We start from the raw sequence: 23,230 nt of genomic DNA, 5'->3' as shown, positions 1-23,230 counted from the left end.
GCGATTCACCGCTTTCTGAAGGTGAGGTAGGCAGGTGTGCGCCCTTCCCGCAGGGCCTTGGCCTCGTAGCGGGTCTGCACCCAGTTTTCGTACGGCTGGGCGGGATCGCCCTCTTCGCCGAAGCCACCGTGGGCCGTCGCGTGTTCGCGCGTCCACGCCACATAGTCGGGAATGTCGCTGGCGAAGAGGAACAGGCCACCGTCCTGCAGCAGGCGATGGAACTGGGCGAGCGTGGCAGCGCTGACGAAGCGGCGCTTCTTCTGCCGCTCCTTGGGCCAGGGATCGGGATAGAGGAGATAGATGCGCTCGAGCGAGCGGTCCGGGAGCGCTTCCAGCAGGTCTCGGGCATCACCATAGAAGACGCGCACATTGGCGGCCTTCTGGTCTTCGAGATGGGCGAGGAGCTTGGCGACACCGTTGAGAAAGGCCTCCGCGCCGATGAACGACATCTCGGGATGAAGCGCCGCCTGATGGGCGAGGTGCTCGCCGCCGCCGAAACCGATCTCCAGCCAGCGCCGTTCGCCGAGGCCCGCGAGCGGCTCGGCCAGATCGAGCGCGACGGTGGGCAGGAAACTTTCCATCAGCCCGGAATGACGGCGGCGCAAGGGTTTCCCCTTGCGCCGTCCGTAGAACAGGAACTTCGGCGTGGGTGAGGTCACTTCACCGCCGCTTTGAGCTGCTTCACTAGGTCGGTGCGCTCCCAGGAGAAGCCGCCGTCCTTTTCCGGCTTGCGGCCGAAGTGGCCGTAAGCAGCGGTGCGCGCATAGATCGGGCGGTTGAGGTCGAGATGCTTGCGGATGCCGCGGGGCGACAGGTCCATCACCTTGCGGATCGCCTTCTCGAGCTTCTCTTCCTTCACCTTGCCGGTGCCGTGGGTGTCGACATAGACCGAGAGCGGCTGCGACACGCCGATGGCATAGGACAGCTGAATCGTGCAGCGCGAAGCGAGCTTCGCGGCCACGATGTTCTTGGCGAGGTAGCGCGCCGCGTAAGCCGCGGAGCGGTCGACCTTGGTCGGGTCCTTGCCGGAGAAGGCGCCGCCGCCGTGGGGCGCCGCACCGCCGTAAGTGTCGACGATGATCTTGCGGCCGGTGAGACCGCAGTCGCCATCGGGGCCGCCGATATAGAACTTGCCGGTGGGGTTCACGTGCCAGACCGTGTCCTTGGTGATCCAGCCCTTGGGCAGGGCCTTCTTCACATAGGGCTTCACCAGCTCAAGAACGTCCTTCGAAGTCATCGATTCATCGAGGTGCTGGTGCGACACCACGATCTGCGTGGCGGCGACGGGCTTGCCGTTCTTGTATTGCACCGAGACCTGGCTCTTGGAGTCCGGGCCCAGGCGCTTTTCACCCTTGTGGCGGGCTTCGGCGAGAAGCTGCAGAATGCGCTGCGAATAATAGAGAGGCGCAGGGAGAAGGTCGGGCGTTTCATCGCAGGCATAGCCGAACATGATGCCCTGGTCGCCGGCACCCTCATCCTTGTCGGAGGTGGAGTCGACGCCGACCGCGATGTCGGCCGACTGGCCGTGCAGCAGGATCTCGACCTTGGCGGTGTTCCAGTGGAAGCCGTTCTGCTCGTAGCCGATGTCCTTGATCGCCTGGCGGGCGGTGGCTTCGATCTTCTCCTTCGTCACCGAGGAGGGGCCGCGGTATTCGCCGGCGATGACCACGCGGTTGGTGGTGGCAAGGGTTTCGCAGGCGACGCGCACCTGCCACGGGTCCATGCCCTGGGCCAGCGCCTCGCGGAAGAACAGGTCCACCACTTCGTCGGAGATGCGGTCGCACACCTTGTCCGGGTGACCTTCAGACACAGCTTCACTGGTAAAGACAAAGTTCTTGCGCGCCATCAGCGACCCCTTCCAAGCGACATAAAGATATCTTTATGTGTATCGGGATGCGTTAATGGCAGCACTGCCGCACAGGGTCAAGTGCGAAGGGGCCGCATCGGTTAAGATGGGCCCCTGCGCAGAGTCAAAGCTGCCTTGAGATATTCTGAGCTGTCTAGACAGCCGGTTCCTTGCTGTCCGCCACCTGGCGGGCCAGTGCCGCGATCAGCTTGCGCTTCTGCGGGCTGTTGGCGTCACGGAAGGCCTTGGCGAGCTGGATGCCTTCGACGGTCATGAGCGAGGTCATGAATTCGTCCGGCTGCCCGCCCTCCTTCATGCCGCCTTCCGCACCTTCGAGCCCCGGAAGACCCTCGAAGAAGAAGTTGATCGGCACGCCAAGCGTCTTCGCGGCGTAGAACAGGCGGCTTGCGCTGATCCTGTTCGCACCTTTTTCGTATTTCTGGACTTGCTGGAAAGTAATTCCCAGCAATTCCCCAAGTCGTTCCTGACTCATGTTGATCAGTTGACGGCGCATTCGGATGCGTGTGCCGACATGAACGTCGATGTAGTTCGGATCGCGTCTAGCCATTCCCTCAGACCCTTGCCCCCAGTCTGATGCGTTTTAACTCAGGCCCTTAGCTATTCCCAGCAATGGCAAGGGGCCTGATCAATGATTGGCCTCAAATAAGCCAAGTCGTGAGATGGAACAATCAGAAATCTGTCCGGAGATACAAAATTCGCCAGAAAGTATATTTGCATGTCACCAATCCAGATTTGATAATCGGCCCATTAAATCCACACTTTTCGCAGCGACAACAACACGACACCGATGAGCAGGCACAGGGCCAGATCACCGATACGTGCATAGAGCGTCACTGCAAGCGGCAGTGGTACGAGGTGATCAACGACGCCACGCGAGAGAAGTTCCGTGCGCGCAACAATTTTTCCGAGCGGGTCGATAACCGCCGAAATTCCGGTGTTTGCCGCCCTGACGAGGGGCAGGCCCTGCTCGATCGTCCGGAGCCTGGCCTGGGCCAGATGCTGGTAAGGCCCGGTGGAACGGCCAAACCAGCCATCATTGGTGACGTTCACGATGAGGTCCGGACGCTCTTCGGCGATGAGGCGATTGGGAAAAATCACTTCGTAGCAAATGAGGGGAGCAACGAGGCCGAGCCCCGGCACCGGCAGGTTGTGGGGCCCCCGGCCCGCGGTGAAGCTCTCCGGCAGGGAAACAACTTTGCGGAAGCCGAGACGCGTCAGCAGGTCCTCCCAGGGGAGAAACTCGCCGCCCGGCACCAGCCGCCACTTGTCATAGCGGCCTGACACCTCACCCTGTGCGTTCACTGCGACAACGCTTGTGTAATAGGAGTCGTTGCCGTTTGCGCCCCGGTCGCGGCGAATCGCACCCGCCAGCAGCGTGCGTCCCGGGCTGAGCATGGCGCCCACCTGAGAGAGGGCGGTGCGGTCCTCATCGAGCAGGAAGGGCACCGAGGACTCGGGCCAGACCACCAGGCTGACGCCTGCTTCCGTGGCCCCGGCCGAAGACAGATCCATCAGTGAACGGAAGATCGCGTCGGCATTGTCGGAGCGCCACTTGTCGTCCTGCGAGATGTTGGGCTGGACGAGGCGGACCTTCACGCTTCCGTTGAGAAGGGTGGGGTTCTGCCCGATCCGCCACAGGCCCCAGACTTCCGCCGCAGGCAGGCAGAGCAGCACGGCGAGGGCGGCAAGGCTGACCCTTCGCTCCCGGCGCCAGCCGCACCAGAGCAGCGCCGGCAATGCTGCCCAGACAAGCACGAGAAGCGTGAGCCCGTTCATGCCGACGAGGCTGGCAAGTTGCGCCACGGCACCCATGCCGTCCGCCGCGAGGCCGGGCACCGCCCAGGGAAAGCCGGTGAGGAGATGTCCGCGCAACCACTCAGCGACCGCAATCAGGAGAAGGGCCGCAAGCCAGCGCGGCGCCACGGCACGCGGCACGCGCATCGCCAGCGCCGAGGCGATCCCCCAGTAGCCCGCCATGAAGAGGGCAAGGCCGCCCACCGCGAAGGGCATCATCCAGATGTCGGCGGGATTGATGAAAAAGGCAAAGGCGATCCAGTGGAAGGCGGCGACGAAATAGCCGAAGCCGAAGACGAGCCCACTCAGGAAGCCCCTGCCCCAGCGGCCTTGCGGAAGGGTTTCGATCCGCCAGAGATAGACGGGCAGCGTCAGCGCCAGCACCCACCACTGGCCGATGGGCGGGAGGGCAAGGCCCGAGAGCAGGCCCGCCACGAAGAGCAGGAGCACGTGCGGCTGCCGACGCAAGCCTGGGGTGTCAGCGTTCATGGGCTTCCCCTTGGCGGGGAATCAGGGCGCGGGCAAGGGTGGCCGATCACCTTCTATCCGTCATTCCATGCGAGTGACGCGGAACGCGTCGCGAGACATGGAACCCCGCTTTGGCAATGTGAAGCTGGGTTCCATCTCGCGCAGCACTATCGTGCTGCTTGGATGGAATGACGGCAGATACATTTTCCTCACGTCACTTCCGCTTCGCCACGGCCTCCGCCATGTTGCAGAGGATCTCGAACATCATCACGGCACCGGCATAGGCGGTGATGCCGGACGGATCGAAGGGCGGCGAGACTTCCACCACGTCGGCGCCGACGATGTTCACGCCGCGAAGCCCGCGCAGCATCTGCTGGGCCTGGAAGGTGGTGAAGCCGCCGATCTCCGGCGTGCCGGTGCCCGGTGCATAGACCGGATCGAGCATGTCGATGTCGAAGCTGACATAGGTCTCGCCGTCGCCCGCCACGCGGCGCGCCTCTTCCATCACCTTCGTGGGGCCAAGCTCCATCGCCTCTTCGATGCGCATGATGCGGACACCCATCTTCTCGCCCCACTGGAAATCGTCGAGATCATACATCGAGCCGCGCAGGCCGATCTGGATGACGCGCTTGGGATCGAGCAGGCCCTCCTCGATGGCGCGGCGGAAAGGCGTGCCGTGGGTGTATTTGAAGCCGCCGAAATAGCTGTCGTAGAGATCGGTGTGGGCATCGAAGTGGATCATGCCGACGGGCTTCTTCTTGGCCACGGCGCGCAGCACCGGCAGCGAGCAGAGGTGATCGCCGCCGGCCGAGAGCGGGCGGATGCCTTGCGCGATGAGGGCGGCATAATAGTTCTCCACCCGCTTGAGCGTGTCGTCGACGCTTGCCGGGTTCACCGAACAGTCGCCGAGGTCGGCGATGTTGGCGAGCTTGTAGGGCACCACATGGGTGGTCTGGTGCATGGGCCGCACCATGGAGGACTGGTCGCGCATCTGGCGGGGGCCATGGCGGGGGCCCGGGCGGTTGGTGGTGCCGCCATCCCAGGGAATGCCGACGACGCCGATATCGATCCCCTTTGCCGCGTCCGCCGCCACATGGGGCAGGCGGAAGAAGGTGGCAATGCCGCCGAAGCGGGGCGTGACGAGACCGGATACGGGATGGTTGTTGGACATGAAGTTCTCCTCTGTCCCGAGGCTACCATGGCCGGGCGAGGGTGCAACGGCCAGCCCGGACCATTAAGATTGACCATAAATCCTAGGCACATGGCGAGAGCCGCATTGCCCAATCCGCGGCAGGTGATCTAGGCTTGTTTTCATGAAGAGCTACGACATCATCGTGATCGGCGCCGGGATCGCGGGCGCCTCGGTGGCGGCCCATCTCGCCGCCACGCGCCGTGTCGCGGTGCTCGAAATGGAAAACCGCCCGGGCTTCCACAGCACAGGCCGCTCGGCCGCGAGCTATGAACCCAACTACGGGCCACCCGCCATGCTGGCCCTGACGCGGGCGAGTGAGAGCTTCTTTCGCGAGCCGCCCAAGGGCTTTGCCGAAGCGCCCCTGCTCACCTCACGGGAATCCCTCTTCCTCGTCACCGAAGGCCAGGAGGAGGCCTGCGAAAAACTGATCGCCAAGGCGAACGAACTTGGTGAATTGTCGGAGCGGGCGGCGCGTGAAATTTTTCCCGTGCTGCGGCCGGGACATGCGAAGCGCGTGCTCCTCGATCCCAACACCGGCGACCTCGATGTCGACCTCATTCACAGCGGTTACCTCCGCCTGCTGCGCGAGCGCGGCGGACAGGTCTTCACCGATCATGAAGTGAAGGGCCTCCTCTACCGCGACTGGAAATGGCAGGTGGCGACGCCGCACGGCATCTATACGAGCCCGATGATCGTCAACGCCGCAGGCGCCTGGGCCGACACGATCGCAAAGCTGGGCGGAGTGGCGCCGATCGGCCTGCAGCCGAAGCGCCGGTCGATCGGCGTGGTGCCGGTCACCGGCCATGACGACCTCGAGGACTGGCCGCTCGTCACCGATGCGGGCGAGACCTGGTACTGCAAGCCGCAGAGCGGCAAGCTGATCGTGTCGTCCGCCGATGCCACGCCCGTCGACCCGCATGACGCCTACGCCGACGATATGGCGATTGCGACCGGCATCGACCGCCTGATGCAGGCGACGACGCTTACCGTCGACCGGCTCCATCACAGCTGGGGCGGATTGCGCAGTTTCGTGCGTGACGGGCAGCCGGTTGTCGGTTTTGCGCCAGACCAAGAGGGTTTCTTCTGGCTTGCTGGACAGGGTGGATATGGCATCCAGTCGTCTCCGGCCCTGTCGGAGACGGCGGCATCGCTGATCCTCGGCACTCCCCTGCCCGACAGCGTGGTGGCGCAGGGACTGGACATCAAGGACATTTCCCCAAGGCGGCTGACCCACTCATGAGCAAAAGACCCGAACTCTCCGCAGGCGAAGCGTTGGTGAGCCTGCTGGAGGCCTATGGCGTCGATACGATCTTCGGCATTCCCGGCGTGCACAACATCGAGATGTACCGCGCGCTGCCGCGCTCCGGCATCCGCCACATCCTCACCCGCCACGAACAGGGCGCAGGCTTCATGGCCGATGGCTACGCCCGCGCCAGCGGCAAGCCCGGCGTCTGCTTCACCATCACCGGACCCGGCCTCACCAACATCCTGACACCGATGGGACAGGCGTGGTCCGACAGCTCGAATGTGCTCGTTGTCTCGTCCGCCCTCGACATGAAGGACTCCGGCCAGGGCCGCGGCCGGCTGCACGAGATGATCAGCCAGTTCAACGCCGCCTCAGCCGTGACGGCAACGGCGATGCGCGCCTATACGCCGAAGGACATCCGTGACGGCGTGGCCCGCGCCTTCTCCGGCTTTGCCTCGGCCAGGCCCCGCCCCGCCTATCTCGAAATCCCGCTCGATCTCCTCTCCGAACCCGCAGGCGAGGGCTGGACGGCGCGCCGCGCCGCCGCCCGCGCCCATCATGCCGAGGCGCAGATCAGCGAAGCCATTGCCATGCTCAAGGCGGCGCGCGATCCCTTCATCATTCTGGGCGGCGGCGCCCTCGATGGCGGCCGTGCCGCCGTGCAGATTGCCGAAGCCCTGGGTGCACCCATCATCACCACGACAGCGGGCAAGGGTGCGGTGCCTGCCGATCATCCCCTCTGTTGGGGCTACCGCATGGGCCACCCTGCTGTGCAGGAGATGCTGAAGGCCTCCGATTGCGTGCTCGCCGCCGGAACGGAACTCTCGGAAACCGATTTCTGGAACAGCGACTGCATTCTCGAGAACCTGATCCGCATCGACATCGACCCCGCCTCCCTGATGCGGCCCCATGCGGCACGGCTTGCAATCCTCGCCGATGCCGCCCCGGCGCTTGCGGCCATTGCGGCGGGCTTCAGCGGAAAGAAGACGACCAAGCAAAGTGCTCCGCCCACGGATGATTCACCCCTCCGCCAGATGCTGGCCAAGGTGCTGACCGTGATCCGTGACAGCCTGCCCGCCGAAACGGTGATCGCTTCCGACATGACGCAGATCGCCTATGCCGCAAACGAGATCTTCCCCGTCTCGCTGCCCCGCACATGGATTCATCCTGTCGGCTTCGGCACGCTGGGGTTTGCGCTGCCCGCTGCCATCGGTGCGAAGATCGCCGTGGGCGAGACACCCGTTGCCGCACTCGCCGGCGACTATGGCCTGCAATACACGCTCAATGAGCTTGGCACCGGGGTCGAACACAGGCTGCCGCTGCCCATTCTGCTCTGGAACAATGATGCGCTGGGCCAGATCCGCGACAACATGGCGGACAACGGCATCCAGCCCAATGCGGTGACGTTGCTCAACCCGGACTTCATGGCGCTGGCGAAAGCCTACGGCGCGCGCGCCGAACGGCCGGAATCCCTTGCAGCACTTGCGAAGGCCATTGCTGCGGCCCTCAAGGCTGATGTCCCCACGGTCATCGAGATGACGCCGCGGATGAGCGGGCTCTGATGACGGACCGCGCCGTCATCTTCGATGTTGATGGCGTTCTCCTGGAACTGACGGCGGCGGAAGAAGACCTCTTCTTCGAAGCCTTTGCGGACTGGGGCGATCCCGCCAGTCTCTCCCGCGACTGGAACAGCTACCGCATCCGCAACGACGACAACATCGTCGGCGAGATCATGGAACGCTGGCGCATTCCGCCGGCGGAGAAACCGCTTCTGATCAACCGCTATCACCGTGCGCTTGGCAGCGCACTCGCCGCGGGCACGCTCACCAGTCCGGCGGTTGCGGGCGCGCACGATCTCGTCCACGCATTGCAGGGCCAAGCCCGCCTCGGCATTGCCACCGCAAACTTTCGCGAAGCCGCCTGCCTGCGCCTTGCCGCCGCCGGATTGTGGGATCTTGTCGCCGGCCTCGCCCAAGGTGCCGATGGCGGCGGCCACAAGCACGAGATCCTCGCCCGCGCCATCGCCGCGTCAGGCCTTCCCGCCTCACGCATCATCTATGTCGGCGACAACCTCAACGACCTGGAGGCAGGCGTGCGGAACGGCGTCCACTTCATCGGCTTCTCCACCTCGCCCGAACGGCGCAGGCAACTGGCCGCCGCCGGAGCCCCCCGCGTCAGCGCCCATCATCCTGAAACCCTTGCCTTCATTCGCGCCGCTTTGAGTGCTTGACCCTGCCACTCCCCCGTGAGATTCGGAGAAAAAAGCCCGGTCAACGGCTCACCACGGCAATTCGGAGGATGGAATGGCGGCCCACAGCCAGTTTGCACTGTTGAAGACCAGGCGCTTCCTGCCGCTTTTCGTCACCCAGGCGATGAGCGCCTTCAATGACAACGTCTTTCGCTATGCGCTCTCCATTCTCTTCATCACCACGCTGGGCAAGGAACAGGGCGGCTTCCTCAACACCATTTCGGCGGCCCTCTTCATCCTGCCCTTCTTCCTGTTCTCGGCCTTTGCAGGCCAGCTTGCCGACAAGTTCGACAAGGCCTTCGTGGCGCGGCGGGTGCGCTTCGCCGAAATCTTCATCGTGGCGCTCTCGGCCTATTCGCTGTTCTCGGGACATGTGCACCTGCAGCAGTTCTGCGTCTTCCTCGCGGGCTGCCAGGCCGCCTTCTTCGGCCCGATCAAATACGGCATCCTGCCCCAGCACCTGACCAAGGACGAGTTGCTCGGCGGCAACGGCATGGTGGAAATGGCGACCTTCATCGCCATCCTGCTCGGCACCATCTTCGGCTCGATCGTCATCAACACCGAAGGCGGCCATACCTGGGTCGCCGCCATGATGATCGGCATCGGCATCGTCTCCTACTTCACCGCCCTGCAGATTCCGCCCGCACCCTCGGCCCAGCCCGACCTGAAGCTCAACTGGAACATTTTCGGCGAGACCTGGAACGTCATCAAGCTGGCCCGCCGCAAGCCCGAAGTCTTCCAGTCGATCCTCGGCGTCTCGTGGTTCTGGTTCCTCGGCGTCGTCTTCGTCACGCAGATTCCGCTCTTCACCTTCGACAGCCTGAAGGGCTCGGAGACGGCGGCCTCGCTCATCTTCGCGCTGTTCTCGATCGGCATCGCCGTGGGCTCGGTCTTCTGCAACAAGCTCCTGGGCGGCAAGGTGAGCGTGCGCTTCGTGCCGATTGCCGCCTTCCTGATGAGCGTCTTCATGGTGGAACTCTATTTCGCCGCCGGCAGCACCCAGCGCGCGCTGGGCGACGCGATTGCATCGGGTGCCGTTCCAACCACCACGACGGCGTCAGGCGACAAGGTGATGGGCCTCGGCGCCATGCTCGGCCACTGGCAGGCCTGGCGCGTGCTCTTCGACCTTGCGGCCATCGCCTTCCTCGCCGGTCTCTACGTGGTGCCGCTCTTCGCGGTGATGCAGTCGCGCACCGCGTATTATCTCCGCGCCCGCATCGTCGGCGCCAACAACATCATCAATGCCATCTTCATGATTGTGGCAACAGTGCTCTCGGGCGTGCTGCTGGCGGCGGGACTTTCCGCCCGCGGCCTCTTCCTCACGCTCGGCATCGCCAACTTCATCGCAGCACTTTATGTGGTGCGCATCCTGCCGCACGAGGCACTCGCCGGCATTGCCCGCAGCCTCTTCCGCCTGCTCTACCGCGTGGAAGTGAAGGGGATCGAGAACCTCACCGCCAAGGGCCGCCGCTCGCTCATCGTCGCCAACCACACCTCCTTCCTCGATGGCCCGCTGCTTTCCGCCTTCCTCCCCGAGCGCGCCGGCTTTGCCATCAATACCCAGATGGCAAAGCGCTGGTGGGTGAAGCCCGCCTTCGCCCTCTTCGACCTCTGCCCCATCGATCCCGCCAATGCCATGGCGCTCCGCAGCCTCGTCGACATGATGCGGCGGGGACGCCGCGTGGTGATCTTCCCCGAAGGCCGCATCACGGTGACGGGCGGCCTCATGAAGATCTACGAAGGCCCCGCCGCCGTGGCGCAGATGGCGCGGGGACACGTCATCCCCGTGCGCATCGACGGCGCCCACCTCACGCCCTTCTCGCGGCTTGCGGGCAAGCTGCCCACCGTGCTCTTCCCCAAGATCACCATCACCTTCATGCCGCCCATCCAGTGGAAGGCGCCGGAGAACCTGAAGGGGGCGGCACTCCGCGAATATCAGGCCGAGCATCTCTACGACGTGATGACGGACTCGCAGTTCAAGACCGCCCCCATCAACGAGACACTGTGGCAATCCCTGCTCGATGCCCGCAAGCTCTTCGGCGGCAACAGCCGGATCCTCGAAGACATCCAGCGCACGCCCATCACCTATAACCGCATCATCCTCGGCGGCTTCCTGCTCGGCCGCAAGATCGCGAGCCTCACGCCCGGCGAAAAGAACGTGGGCGTGCTGCTGCCCAATGCCACGGCAACCGCCGTCACCATCTTCGCGGTGCAGGCTTCGGGCCGCGTGCCCGCCATGCTGAACTTCTCCACGGGCGCGGTGAACATGGCGGCGGCCTGCATGGCCGCAGAGGTGCGCACCATCCTCACCTCGCGCAAGTTCATCGAGGCGGGCGAGATGGAGGCTGATCTCAAGCTGCTCGCCGAGCGCTGCAAGATCGTCTTCCTCGAAGACCTACGCGAGACCGTGACGAGCGGCGACAAGATCAAGGCCCTCATCGACAAGACCTTCCCCGTCGCAACGCTCAAGGCCATGGGCGCCGCGCAGGATCCGAACAGCCCCGCCGTCATCCTTTTCACCTCGGGCTCGGAAGGCGTGCCCAAGGGCGTCGTGCTCTCCCATCGCAACATCAATTCCAACCGCCTGCAGGCGGCGGCGCGCATCGCCTTCACGCCGGAAGACCTGGTGTTCAATGCGCTTCCCGTCTTCCACGCCTTCGGGCTTACCGGCGGGCTGATGCTGCCGCTGCTCTCGGGCATCTACACCTTCATGTATCCCTCGCCGCTCCACTACAAGATCATTCCCGAGATGTGTTACGACACCGGCGCCACCGTGATCTTCGGCACCGATACCTTCCTCTCGGGCTATGCCAAGAACGCCCACCCCTACGACTTCTACAGGATGCGCCTCGTGGTGGCGGGGGCCGAGCGCCTGCGCCCCGAAACGCGCGAGATCTGGATGAACCGCTTCGGCCTCCGCATCCTCGAAGGCTATGGCGCCACCGAATGCGCGCCCGTCGTCTCCGTGAATACGCCAATGCACTACCGCGCCGGCTCGGTGGGCCGCCTCCTCGACGGCATGGACTACAGGCTGGAGGACGTGCCCGGCATCGAAGGCGGCGGACGCCTGCACGTGAAGGGCCCCAACGTCATGCTGGGCTATCTCCGCGCCGACAATCCGGGCGTGCTCGAAGCCCCGCCCAACGGGTGGTACGATACCGGCGACATCGTCTCGGTGGACGAGCGCCGCTTCATCACCATCCTCGGCCGCGCCAAGCGCTTCTGCAAGATCGGCGGCGAGATGGTGTCGCTCAACGCCATCGAGACAAAGCTGCTCGAGCTTTATCCCGATCAGGCCCACGCCGTCGTCGCCGTGCCGGACAAGAAGAAGGGCGAGCAGCTCGTCATGTTCACCACGCTCGCCGCACCCGACCGCAAGGAGATCGCCACGGGGTTCAAGAAGCTCGGCCTTGCCGAACTGATGATCCCCAAGACCATCTTCAGCCTCGAAAGCCTGCCCATCCTGGGCTCCGGCAAGGTTGACTACGTCACCATCAACCGCATGGCGCGGGAGCGCGTTCCGGAATAGCAGCCCTGCCCGGCTGCTGTTGAAGGCGCACGGGGTTCCGTGTATCCCGCCCGGCATCATGCGTTATGCCTCCACCGTCGACCGTCTGTCCGATCTCGGCTCCGCCAAGTGGGCCGTCCACATTGCCGGGCGCCAGCGCGCCGCCAAGGGCGAGAAGCTGATCTTCCTGTCGATCGGCGAACCCGACCTGCCGCCGCCGAAGGCGATCATCGACGTGGCCGACCGGCAGATGCGGGCGGGCCGCCTGCGCTATTCGGCAGGCCGCGGTGAGCTGCATCTGCGTGAGGCACTGGCCCGCCACTACACGAAGCAGACCGGCCGCAGCATCGCCGCCGACCAGTTCCTCTTCCTGCCGGGCACGCAAGCGGCCTTGGCGTGCGCCTTCATGGCGATCATCGAACCGGGTGACGAGGTGCTGCTGCTCGATCCCTATTACGCGACCTACGAGGCCGTGGTGACCGCACCCGGCGGCGTGCCCGTTCCGGTGCCGCTTGATCCCGACCGCGGCTTCCACCCCGACATCTCCGCCATCGAAAAGGCCGTGACCCCGAAGACCAAGGCGATCCTGCTCAATTCGCCGTCGAACCCCACGGGGGCCGTCTTCAGCCGCGCCGAGAACCTGGCCATCGGCGAGATCGCCAAGCGCCATGACCTGTGGATGGTCTCGGACGAGGTCTATGCCTCGATGATCCACGGTAACCACAGCTTCCACTCCCCGTTCTTCGAAACGGACCTCGAGGAGCGCACCATCGTCGTCTCCTCGATTTCCAAGTCCCACGCGCTGCCGGGCTTCCGCGCCGGCTGGGTGGCGGGCTCGGCCGATTTCTGCAATCACCTGCTGCCCGTCTCCGAGACGCTGCTCTTCGGCTGCCAGCCCTTCCTCGAGGATGCCACGGCCTTTGCCCTCGACACCCATTTCGACGAGACGGATGCCATGAAGCAGGCCTATCTCGCCCGCGCCAAGGTGCTGATGACCGGTGTCGCCGGGGCCAAGGGGGTCACCACCCACCTGCCCGAAGGCGGCATGTTCCTCATGCTGGACGTGCGTGGCACAGGGCTTACGGGCGAGGCCTTCGCCCGCCGCCTGCTGGACGAGGAGGCGGTCGTCACCATGCCGGGCGAGAGCTTCGGCGCGCGCGGCGCAGGCCATTGCCGGGTGGCGTTAACCGTCGACGAGGCCACCATGGCCGAGGCCGCCCGCCGCATCACCGCCCTTGCCAGCCGCCTGTGACGGCTGCACTGGTCAAATCCGCCCACCTTCGTTAAGAGCCGGGCAGAACCCGGTCGCGGCTTTTGCCCGCACCTGACGATGAGTGAACGATGAGCAAGGAAATCCGCCCGAAAGCCCGCGTGGCCAAGGGGTTTCGCGATGTCGGCCCGGACGAGATCCGCGGCCTCCGCAGCATGCTGGCGACGATCCAGCAGGTGTACGAAGCCTATGGCTTCGAACCGGTTGAACAGCCCTTCATCGAATACACCGATGCCCTGGGCAAGTTCCTGCCCGATCAGGACCGCCCCAACGCGGGTGTCTTCTCCTTCCAGGATGAAGACGAGCAGTGGCTGTCGCTGCGCTACGACCTCACCGCACCGCTCGCCCGCTATGTGGCGGAGAACACGCAAGGGCAACTGCCCACACCCTATCGCAGCTATCGCAACGGCTGGGTCTTCCGCAACGAGAAGCCCGGCCCCGGCCGCTTCCGCCAGTTCATGCAGTTCGACGCCGACACGGTGGGCTCGGCCTCACCTGCCGCAGACGCTGAAGTCTGCATGATGGCCGCCGACACCATGGAAGCCCTCGGCATCGCCCGCGGGCAGTACGTGATGAAGTTCAACAGCCGCAAGCTGCTCGACGGCTTTACCGAAACCTTTGCCATCGGCGATGACGTGAAGCTCACTTGGCTCCGCGCCCTCGACAAGCTCGACCGTCTCGGCAGGGAGGGCGTGGCCCTGCTGCTGGGTGCAGGCCGCAAGGATGAATCGGGCGACTTCACCAAGGGTGCGGGCCTCTCCGACAAGCAGATCGAGGCGAGCCTTGCCTTTGCAACGGCAACCGAACTCGACTCTCGCTTCGTGAGCGGCAGCAAGGCGGGCGAGGAAGGCCTCGCGGACCTGCAGGCCATGGAAGCGCTGTTCAAGGCGGCAGGCTACGGCAAGGACCGGGTGCGCTACGACTCGTCCGTGGTGCGCGGCCTCGAATATTACACTGGCCCGGTCTTCGAATGCGAATTGCTGATGGAGACGAAGGACGAGGACGGCAGGACCGTCCGCTTTGGCTCGGTGGGTGGCGGCGGCCGCTATGACGATCTCGTCGCCCGCTTCACCGGACAGAAGGTGCCGGCAACCGGCTTCTCGATCGGCGTGTCGCGTCTCTATTCCGCCCTCAAGCTTGTGGGCAAGGCGGGTGAAGCGGCGGTACAGGCCCCCGTCGTCGTGCTCGTCATGGACAAGGACCGCCAGGCCGATTACTGGCGCATGGTGATGACGCTGCGTGCGGCCGGCATCCGCGCCGAAATGTACATGGGCACCGCCGGCATGAAGGCGCAGATGAAATATGCCGACAAGCGCGGCAGCCCGCTCGTTGTCATTCAGGGCACGGATGAAAAGGCCAGGGGCGAAGTGCAGATCAAGGATCTGCGGCTCGGCGCCGAACTGGCCGAGACCGCCTCGCGCGAGGAATATGCAAGCCAGCGCCTGGCGCAGCAGTCGGTGCCGGAAGCGGAACTCGTTGCCGCCGTGAAGAAGGCGCTGGCCTGAGCATGGCGGGGCGCTCCTCCGCGGAACGCGAGGCGCTGGCCCGCCAGAACGCCGCCATCATGGCAGTGTTCGAACGCGCGGGCTTTGATCACATCGCCCCCGACATCATCCAGCCCGCCGACATCTTCCTCGAGCGCTCGGGCGAAGACATCCGTGCACGGACCTTCGTGTTCAGCGATCCCGACGGCAATGAACTCTGCCTCAGGCCAGACCTCACCGTGCCCGCCTGCCGTTATCACCTGAGCCACGCCGGCAACACGGCAGCAGAAGCGCGCTATTGCTATCTCGGCACTGCCTTCCGCTTTCCCGACGAACTGCTGAGCCCACAGGAGTTCAACCAGGCCGGTATCGAATGGTTCGGCGACCGCAATCCGGTCGAGGCGGAAGCCCGCGTGATGAAGCTTGCGATTGCCGCGCTCGAAGCCGCAGGCCTCTCCAAGCTCAAGATCACCATGGGCGATCTCGGCCTCTTCAACGCGCTGATCAACAGCATGGAAATGCCGGAGCGCTGGCGCCGCCGCTTGAAGCACCAGTTCTGGCGCCCCACCGCCTTCCGCGCCCTGTTGGAACGTTTTGCCAAACCTTCTGCGGTGAAACGCACCGCCATCTCCGAACATGTCGATGCCATCGCGGGCACGGATGCGGACGAGGCGGTGAGCGCCCGCATTGCAGCCCTCGGCCTGCCGCTCGTCACCGACCGCAGCGTCTCCGAAATCGCAGCGCGCCTCTCTGAGAAACTCGCCGACCGGTCCGAAACGCCGCTCGCCGCCGACATGGTGCGGGTGATCGAACGCTATCTCGCCATCGAAGGCAGCGTCACCGACGTTGCATCGGAACTGGCGAAGCTTCCGGCCTCGCCCGCCTTCGACGGCGCCCGCCGCTGGTTCGAGGAGCGCATCGCCGCACTGGAAGACCAGGGCCTCAACCCCCGCCGCTTCCACTTCAGCGCCAACTTCGGCCGCGAACTCGAATACTACACCGGCCTCGTCTTCCAGGTCGAAGTGGAGGCCCGCAACGCCCCGCTCGTGGTGGGGGGCGGCGGCCGCTACAACGACCTTCTGCAGGATCTGGGCGCCACCACACGCGTGCCCGCGGTGGGCTGCGCCATTCACACCGAGCGTGTGAAGGCGGTGCTGGCATGAGCGCGCCCGTCCTCACGCTTGGCATTCCCTCCAAAGGCCGCTTGATGGAATCAACCGCCGAGGTGTTCGCCAAGGCGGGTCTTCCCATCGAGCGCGTCGGCAATGACCGCGGCTATCGCGGCCGCCTTGCCGGGATCGATGGCGTCGAGGTCGCCTATCTCTCCGCCTCCGAAATTGCCGGACAGCTGCGCGACGGCAAGATCAGCCTTGGTGTCACGGGCGAAGACCTGCTCCGCGAAAACATTCCGCCCACGGATGATTGCGCCACGGTTCCGCTCCGCCTCGGCTTCGGTCCAGCCAATGTCGTGGTCGCCGTGCCCGAATGCTGGCTCGATGTTGCCGCCATGGCCGACCTCGAAGAGGTGGCCGAGCAGTTCTACCGCAGCCACGGCCGCCGCATCCGGGTTGCCACCAAGTATGTCCATCTCACCCGCCGCTGGTTCGCCGCCCATGGCGTGACGGGATACCGGATCGTCGACAGTTCCGGGGCGACCGAGGGGGCCCCCGCGGCGGGACTGGCCGAACTCATTGTCGACATCACCACTACGGGTTCGACCCTCAAGGCCAATCACCTGCGCATCCTCGATGACGGCATTATCCTCGAATCCTGCGCCGTTCTTGCCGCGAGGCGGGAGGCGGCGGCGGATTCTCGCGTTCAGGTTTTAATCCGGGCCTTGTCCAAAGCCCTTTGAGGCGAAGTCCGCGCGAAACTGCGCGTTGAAATTGAATCTGTTACATATTCCGGCTATAGGCAGGCTTCCACGGGGGCGTGGATTTGCGGAGTCTTGGCTTGAGGCCGGCGCGCCGTGAGTTCGTGCTGGCAGTTCATCGGCATCGCCCCCGGTTCGATGACCTCGCCTTTGGCATGGTCTCGGGCTTGGCTGGTCTTGGGCGGGAGCGGTGCGAAAGTGCCGCTCCCGTAATCCGGGCAAAGTCCTCCCCTGCCGTGGTATGAAGAAACGACTCACTCCTCCACGGCGCCGCCCACCATGCAGTTTCCCTTTACGCCCAAACTCGTGACCCAGCTCCGCGAGGGGTACTCGCTTGCCTTTTTCCGCAAGGATGCGCTGGCCGGTCTCACCGTCGCCATCGTCGCCCTGCCGCTCTCCATGGCGATTGCCATCGCCTCCCACGCTCCGCCGGCGGCGGGCCTGTTCACCGCCATCGTCGGCGGTTTCCTCATTTCAGCGCTGGGCGGCAGCCGTTTCCAGATCGGCGGCCCGGCAGGCGCCTTCATCGTGCTCGTCTCTTCGATCATCGATAAATACGGGATGGACGGCCTGATGATCGCCACCATGATGGCAGGCCTCATCATGATCGTGGCGGGTGTCTTGCGCCTGGGCACGCTGGTGCGCCACGTGCCCCATGCGGTGACGGTGGGCTTCACCGCCGGCATCGCCGTCATCATCTTTGCAAGCCAGATCCACGACCTCTTCGGCCTGACATTGTCCGGGCCGGAACCGGGCGACCTGCTGCACAAGCTCGAAACGCTGTGGGGCGCGCGGGCCACGCTGAACCTGCCCGCCATGCTGCTGGCGGCGGGAACCATCGTCATCATTTCGGCGATCCGCGCCTACCGGCCGCTCTGGCCGTCACTGCTCATTGCCGTGGTCGTTGCCTCCTTCGTGGCCTGGGCTTTCCACCTGCCGGTTGAAACCATCGGCTCGCGCTTCGGCGGCATTCCCTCCACCCTGCCCTTGCCCACCCTTCCTGCCATCAGCCTCGAGAAGGTGATCGCCCTCATTCCGAGCGCGCTTTCCCTTGCCGTGCTGGGCAGTATCGAGAGCCTGCTCTCCGCCGTCGTCGCCGACAGCATGACGGGCCGCATGCACCGCTCTAATGCCGAACTCGTCGCGCAAGGTGTGGCCAATACCGTGACCCCCCTTTTCGGTGGCATCACCGTGACCGGCACCATCGCCCGCACCGCCACCAACGTGAAGGCGGGCGCCCACGGCCCCATCTCGGGCATGATGCACGCTCTCTATGTGTTGCTCTTCATGCTGGTGGCCGCACCGCTCATGAGCCTCATTCCCCTTTCGGCACTGGCCGGCATCCTGGCGCTCGTCGCCTGGAACATGGTGGAAAAGAAGGAGATCATGAAGCTCGGCCACTGGGCGCCGCTCGCCGTGCTGCTGGTCACCTTCCTCATCACCATCTTCCGCGACCTGATCGAGGGCATTGCCGCAGGCATCATCCTCTCGCTCCTGCTCAACTGGATCCTCAAGCAGAGGAAACCTTGATCTTGCCACGCCTTCCCGGTAGCCCTGCGCGGGCGGGGGATTGAGAAAAGGATTCGGCCGGCCATGCGCTTTGTCATTGCAAGTCTCGCCTTTGCCCTCTCGGCTTCGGCCGCGGCGGCGGAAACCTGCGGCAACACCGCCGACGGCTTCAAGCCCTTCATCCAGCAGATGAAGCAGGAGGCGGCGGCAGCGGGCGTGAGCAAGCGCTCCATCGCCGTGCTCGACACCGTGACCTACGACACTGCCATCATCAAGCGCGACCGCGGCCAGTCGATCTTCTCCGACAGCTTCCTCACCTTCCAGAAGAAGATGATCTCGGCGGGCCGCCTTGCCCGCGCCAAGAGCCAGATCGAGAAATACCAGGATGTCTTCGACCGGGTGCAGAAGCAGTATGGCGTGCCGCCGCCCGTGATCGCCGCCTTCTGGGCGCTGGAAACCGATTTCGGCGCGGTGACGGGTGACTTCCCGACTATCCAGTCGATCGCCACGCTGGCCTGGGACTGCCGCCGCCCCGAGAAGTTCCGGCCGCAACTCATCGCCTCGTTGCAGCTTCTCGACAAGGGCGACCTGACGCTCGCGGAGTTCAAGGGCGCCTGGGCGGGTGAAATCGGCCAGACCCAGTTCATGGCCTATGACTACAACGAAAGCGCGGTCGACTATGACGGTGACGGCAAGCGCGACCTGCGCAACTCCGTGCCGGACGTGATCGCCTCCACCGCCAACCTGTTGCGCAAGCACGGCTGGGAACCCAACCAGCCGTGGATCCAGGAAGTGAAGGTGCCAGCCCAGCTTCCGTGGAAGGAAGCGGACATCGCCATCAAGCATCCGCGCAGCCAGTGGGCGAAGTGGGGTGTGACGGCGGTCTCGGGCAATCCGATCAAGGCTGACACGATGGAAGCCTCGCTGCTGCTCCCCATGGGGCGGAACGGCCCGGCCTTCCTCGCCTACCACAACTTCACCAAGGCCTATCTCAAGTGGAACGAGAGCCTGGTCTACTCGCTGACAGCAGCCTATCTCGCCACCCGCATCGCGGGCGCTCCGCCGGTGAGCCCGGGCCGGGCACCGGTGAACCACCCCACCTACGAGAAGATCGTGGAACTGCAGACCAAGCTTGAAGGCCTGGGCTATGACGTGGGCAAACTCGACGGCAAGATCGGCAAGGGCACCCGCCTTGCGGTGAAGGACCAGCAGATGAAGCTGAACCTGCCGGCCGACTCCTATCCCAGCGTCGAGGTGATCGCCGCCATCCTGAAGAGCAACGTGCACGGCCACCTGCCGCCGGAAGCAACCCAGCCCGACAGCGACATGGATCAGGACCAGGAGACCCAGCAGCAGCCGGTCCAGCCGGTCCAGCAACCGGTGCAGAAGCCGAAGCCCCTGAAGCCGGCAAAGCAGGCGGTTCAGCCCGAACCGCCCCAGGAGCCGGAACAGCTTGAAACCTCCGACGGTTCGACCCTGCCGGACCTGCCGGCGGAAGGCCCGATTCCTTCCAAGAAGACGAAGAAAAAGGCCGTGATCCTGCCGGAATCGGCTGATCAGGGCACTTCGGAAGGAGATAGCCTATACTGACGCCCTTGCCGGGAACATGAATAGGATTTAACCTTGACGAGAAATGCTCGTGACGCCAAAAGAGCGGCATGGACACCATCGCGCAAACCTTCCTGACCGAGATCGAGCGTCATCTCGTTCAGAAAAACATGGATGCCTCGACCTTCGGCAAGCTGGCCCTGGGCGATCCCAGTTTCATTTTCGACCTGCGCAAGGGCCGCTCGCCCTCGACCCGCACCATGGACAAGGTGCGTGCCTTCATGGCCGCGGCCAAGGCTGACGCAGCTCCGGCCCCTGCGCCAGAAACAAGTGCGGCAGAGAAGCTGATCACCTCGCCGGAGCGGCTCAGCCATCTCGAGCGCCTCGAGGCGGAATCGATCCACATCATCCGCGAAGTGGCGGCCGAATGCGAAAAACCGGTGATGCTCTATTCCATCGGCAAGGACTCGGCGGTGATGCTGCACCTCGCCATGAAGGCTTTCTACCCGGCCAAGCCGCCCTTCCCCCTGATGCATGTCGATACCCGCTGGAAGTTCCGCGAGATGTACGCCATGCGCGATGCGATCCCGAAGAAACTCGGTCTCGACCTCATCGTGCACATCAACCCGGAAGGGATCGAGAAGGACATCAATCCCTTCGACCACGGCTCGGCGCTGCACACCCACATCATGAAGACCGAGGGCCTGAAGCAGGCGCTCGACAAGCACGGCTTCGATGCCGCCTTCGGTGGCGCGCGCCGCGACGAAGAGAAGTCCCGCGCCAAGGAGCGCATCTTCTCCTTCCGCGACAGCAAGCACCGCTGGGACCCGAAGAACCAGCGCCCGGAGCTGTGGAACATCTACAACGCCCGCAAGAACAAGGGCGAGTCGATCCGGGTCTTCCCGCTCTCGAACTGGACCGAACTCGACATCTGGCAATACATCCACCGCGAGAAGATCGAGATCGTGCCGCTCTACTTCGCCAAGGAGCGCCCGATCGTCTGGCGCGACGGCCAGATCATCATGGTCGATGACGAGCGCATGCGCCTTCTTCCCGGTGAAACGCCGGAGATGCGCAAGGTGCGCTTCCGCACGCTGGGCTGCTATCCGCTCACCGGCGGCATCGACAGCACCGCCGAAACCCTTCTCGACATCATCGAGGAGATGCTGGTGACCACCTCTTCCGAGCGCCAGGGCCGCGTCATCGACAAGGATGCCTCCGCCTCAATGGAGAAGAAGAAGCAGGAGGGCTATTTCTGATGTCACGCTTCATCGAGTTTTCCGGCGGCGACGTCGAAGCCTATCTCAATGCCCAGGAGCGCAAGGACATGCTGCGCTTCATCACATGCGGTTCGGTGGATGACGGCAAGTCCACGCTGATCGGCCGCCTGCTCTATGAATCGAAGATGCTCTTCGAGGACCAGCTCTCGGCGCTGGAAGCCGATTCCAAGAAACTGGGCACGCAGGGCGGCAATCTCGACTTCGCCCTTCTGGTGGATGGTCTCGCCGCCGAACGCGAACAGGGCATCACCATCGACGTGGCCTACCGCGCCTTCACCACCGCGAAGCGCAAGTTCATCGTCGCCGACACGCCCGGCCACGAGCAATACACCCGCAACATGGCGACGGGTGCATCGACGGCCGAACTTGCCATCATCCTCATCGATGCGCGGAAGGGGGTACTCACCCAGACGCGCCGCCACACCTACATCTGCACCCTCCTCGGCATCCGCAAGCTCGTCGTCTGCGTCAACAAGATGGACCTCGTGAACTATTCGCGCGAGACCTTCGAGGCAATCGAGGCCGACTACCGCGCCTTCGCGAAGTCGGTAGGCGCGAACGACATCACCGTCATTCCTGCGTCCGCCCTCGCCGGTGACAACATCATCGACCGCTCCTCCAAGATGCCGTGGTACCAGGGCCCGACACTGATGGCCCATCTCGAGACGGTGCCAGTGGGCGAAGACCTGCGCGACCTTCCCTTCCGCCTGCCGGTGCAGTGGGTGTCGCGTCCCAACCAGAATTTTCGCGGCTTCGCCGGGACGATTGCCTCCGGCACCGTGAAGCCCGGCGACACGCTGAAGGTTCTGCCCTCGGGCCGCCAATCCGTGGTGAAGCGCATCGTCACCGCTGACGGCGATCTTGCCAACGGCATTCCCGACCAGGCCGTCACCATCACGCTGGCCGACGAGATCGACGTGAGCCGCGGCGACGTGCTCTGCGCCGCGGGCGAACCTGCCGAAGTCTCGGACCAGTTTGAGGTGCAGGTGCTGTGGATGGGCGACCAGGAGATGCTGCCGGGCCGGCCCTACATCATCAAGGCAGGCACCAAGACCATCACCGGCACGCTCGACAAGCTCAAGTACAAGGTGAACGTCAACACCATGGAGCACGTGGCGGCAACCACGCTGACGCTGAACGAGATCGCGGTCTGCGCGCTCGAACTCGATGCGGCCATCGCCTTTGCGCCCTATTCGCAGAACCGGGCGCTTGGGTCCTTCATCATCATCGACCGCTTCACCAATGCCACGGTGGGCATGGGGCTCGTCCATTTCGCGCTCCGCCGCGCCTCCAACATCCACTGGCAGGCGACGGACGTGAACAAGGACTCCCGTGGCCAGCTTCTCAAGCAGAAGCCGGCGGTGCTGTGGTTCACCGGGCTGTCGGGTGCGGGCAAGTCGACGATCGCCAACATGGTGGAGAAGAAGCTCCACGCCGATGGCCACCTCACCTATCTGCTCGACGGCGACAACATCCGTCATGGCCTCAACCGCGACCTCGGCTTCACCGACGCCGACCGGGTGGAGAACATCCGCCGCGTCACCGAAGTGGCGCGCCTCATGGCGGATGCGGGCCTGATCGTGCTCGTCTCCTTCATCTCTCCCTTCCGGGCAGAACGCCTGATGGCGCGCGAGCGGATCGGTGACGGGGAGTTCGTGGAAGTCTTCGTCGATACCTCGCTTGCGGAGGCCGAGAAGCGCGACGTGAAGGGCCTCTATGCCAAGGCCCGTCGCGGCGAACTCAAGAACTTCACAGGCATCTCCTCGCCCTACGAAGCGCCGGAAAATCCTGAACTGCGCATCGATACGGCGAAAACGAGCCCCGCTGATGCGGCCTCGGACATCGTCACCTATCTCAAGCGCACCGGCCGGCTTTGAGCCTCTCCGGCACATGAAAAACCCCGCGACAGCCTTCGCCATCGCGGGGTTTTCCTTTCGGTGAGC

At 64.5% G+C, this 23,230-nt stretch carries 16 protein-coding genes and 1 pseudogene; 12 read left to right on the top strand and 5 right to left on the bottom strand.

The features are described from left to right. Positions 1 to 5: 5 nt before the first annotated feature. From trmB to speB, 5 genes are all read right to left on the bottom strand, one after another. Positions 6 to 659 carry a tRNA (guanine(46)-N(7))-methyltransferase TrmB gene (gene trmB, locus QM801_RS18930; protein ID WP_415020761.1) on the bottom strand — a complete coding sequence of 218 codons (654 nt, stop codon included), beginning with the start codon at positions 657 to 659 and terminating at the stop codon, positions 6 to 8. Next, on the bottom strand, positions 656 to 1,846 hold the full coding sequence (gene metK, locus QM801_RS18925; protein WP_415020760.1) for a methionine adenosyltransferase: 1,191 nt from the start codon (positions 1,844 to 1,846) through the stop codon (positions 656 to 658). Before metK ends, trmB begins: the two co-directional genes overlap by 4 nt. Positions 1,847 to 2,000: 154 nt before the next feature. Further along, complete coding sequence (locus tag QM801_RS18920; RefSeq protein WP_415020759.1) at positions 2,001 to 2,414, bottom strand: helix-turn-helix domain-containing protein; 414 nt, start codon at positions 2,412 to 2,414, stop codon at positions 2,001 to 2,003. Positions 2,415 to 2,614: 200 nt separating this feature from the next. Next, complete coding sequence (lnt, locus tag QM801_RS18915; protein ID WP_415020758.1) at positions 2,615 to 4,150, bottom strand: apolipoprotein N-acyltransferase; 1,536 nt, start codon at positions 4,148 to 4,150, stop codon at positions 2,615 to 2,617. 193 nt (positions 4,151 to 4,343) lie between these two features. Further along, positions 4,344 to 5,300, bottom strand: coding sequence for an agmatinase (speB, locus tag QM801_RS18910; protein WP_415020757.1), 957 nt, complete (start codon positions 5,298 to 5,300; stop codon positions 4,344 to 4,346). A 142-nt stretch (positions 5,301 to 5,442) separates the two neighbouring features. Here speB and QM801_RS18905 point away from each other — a divergent pair, with 142 nt between their 5' ends. From QM801_RS18905 to cysN, 12 genes and pseudogenes are all read left to right on the top strand, one after another. Then, positions 5,443 to 6,561, top strand: coding sequence for an NAD(P)/FAD-dependent oxidoreductase (locus tag QM801_RS18905; protein WP_415020756.1), 1,119 nt, complete (start codon positions 5,443 to 5,445; stop codon positions 6,559 to 6,561). Continuing rightward, the gene (locus QM801_RS18900; protein ID WP_415020755.1) at positions 6,558 to 8,129 is read left to right on the top strand and encodes a 5-guanidino-2-oxopentanoate decarboxylase; all 1,572 of its coding nucleotides are present in this window, start codon (positions 6,558 to 6,560) and stop codon (positions 8,127 to 8,129) included. The genes QM801_RS18905 and QM801_RS18900 overlap by 4 nt, the downstream gene beginning before the upstream one ends. Then, positions 8,129 to 8,797 carry an HAD family hydrolase gene (locus QM801_RS18895; RefSeq protein ID WP_415020754.1) on the top strand — a complete coding sequence of 223 codons (669 nt, stop codon included), beginning with the start codon at positions 8,129 to 8,131 and terminating at the stop codon, positions 8,795 to 8,797. The genes QM801_RS18900 and QM801_RS18895 overlap by 1 nt, the downstream gene beginning before the upstream one ends. A gap of 73 nt (positions 8,798 to 8,870) precedes the next feature. Then, positions 8,871 to 12,344: an acyl-[ACP]--phospholipid O-acyltransferase gene (locus QM801_RS18890; protein WP_415020753.1), complete on the top strand. Its 3,474-nt coding sequence runs from the start codon at positions 8,871 to 8,873 to the stop codon at positions 12,342 to 12,344. Positions 12,345 to 12,402: 58 nt separating this feature from the next. After that, on the top strand, positions 12,403 to 13,575 hold the full coding sequence (locus QM801_RS18885) for a pyridoxal phosphate-dependent aminotransferase (RefSeq protein ID WP_415020752.1): 1,173 nt from the start codon (positions 12,403 to 12,405) through the stop codon (positions 13,573 to 13,575). Positions 13,576 to 13,664: 89 nt separating this feature from the next. Further along, positions 13,665 to 15,098, top strand: coding sequence for a histidine--tRNA ligase (gene hisS / locus QM801_RS18880; RefSeq protein ID WP_415020751.1), 1,434 nt, complete (start codon positions 13,665 to 13,667; stop codon positions 15,096 to 15,098). Between the two features lie 2 nt (positions 15,099 to 15,100). Beyond that, a complete protein-coding gene (locus QM801_RS18875) occupies positions 15,101 to 16,240 on the top strand; it encodes an ATP phosphoribosyltransferase regulatory subunit (protein ID WP_415020750.1) in 1,140 nt (379 codons plus the stop codon). After that, positions 16,237 to 16,932 carry an ATP phosphoribosyltransferase gene (gene hisG, locus QM801_RS18870; protein WP_415020749.1) on the top strand — a complete coding sequence of 232 codons (696 nt, stop codon included), beginning with the start codon at positions 16,237 to 16,239 and terminating at the stop codon, positions 16,930 to 16,932. Before QM801_RS18875 ends, hisG begins: the two co-directional genes overlap by 4 nt. 297 nt (positions 16,933 to 17,229) lie before the next feature. Continuing rightward, positions 17,230 to 18,450 (top strand): annotated as a pseudogene (locus QM801_RS18865) (SulP family inorganic anion transporter); the annotation flags it as partial. A 93-nt stretch (positions 18,451 to 18,543) separates the two neighbouring features. Next, on the top strand, positions 18,544 to 20,049 hold the full coding sequence (locus QM801_RS18860) for a lytic murein transglycosylase (protein ID WP_415020748.1): 1,506 nt from the start codon (positions 18,544 to 18,546) through the stop codon (positions 20,047 to 20,049). Between the two features lie 239 nt (positions 20,050 to 20,288). Then, complete coding sequence (gene cysD, locus QM801_RS18855) at positions 20,289 to 21,266, top strand: sulfate adenylyltransferase subunit CysD (protein ID WP_415020951.1); 978 nt, start codon at positions 20,289 to 20,291, stop codon at positions 21,264 to 21,266. Then, a complete protein-coding gene (cysN, locus tag QM801_RS18850) occupies positions 21,266 to 23,164 on the top strand; it encodes a sulfate adenylyltransferase subunit CysN (protein WP_415020747.1) in 1,899 nt (632 codons plus the stop codon). Before cysD ends, cysN begins: the two co-directional genes overlap by 1 nt. Positions 23,165 to 23,230 lie beyond the last annotated feature (66 nt).

Origin of the sequence: Aestuariivirga sp. (genome assembly GCF_047600585.1) — a bacterium.
Taxonomy (GTDB): domain Bacteria; phylum Pseudomonadota; class Alphaproteobacteria; order Rhizobiales; family Aestuariivirgaceae; genus Aestuariivirga.
This window is presented reverse-complemented; position numbering and strand designations above follow the sequence as displayed.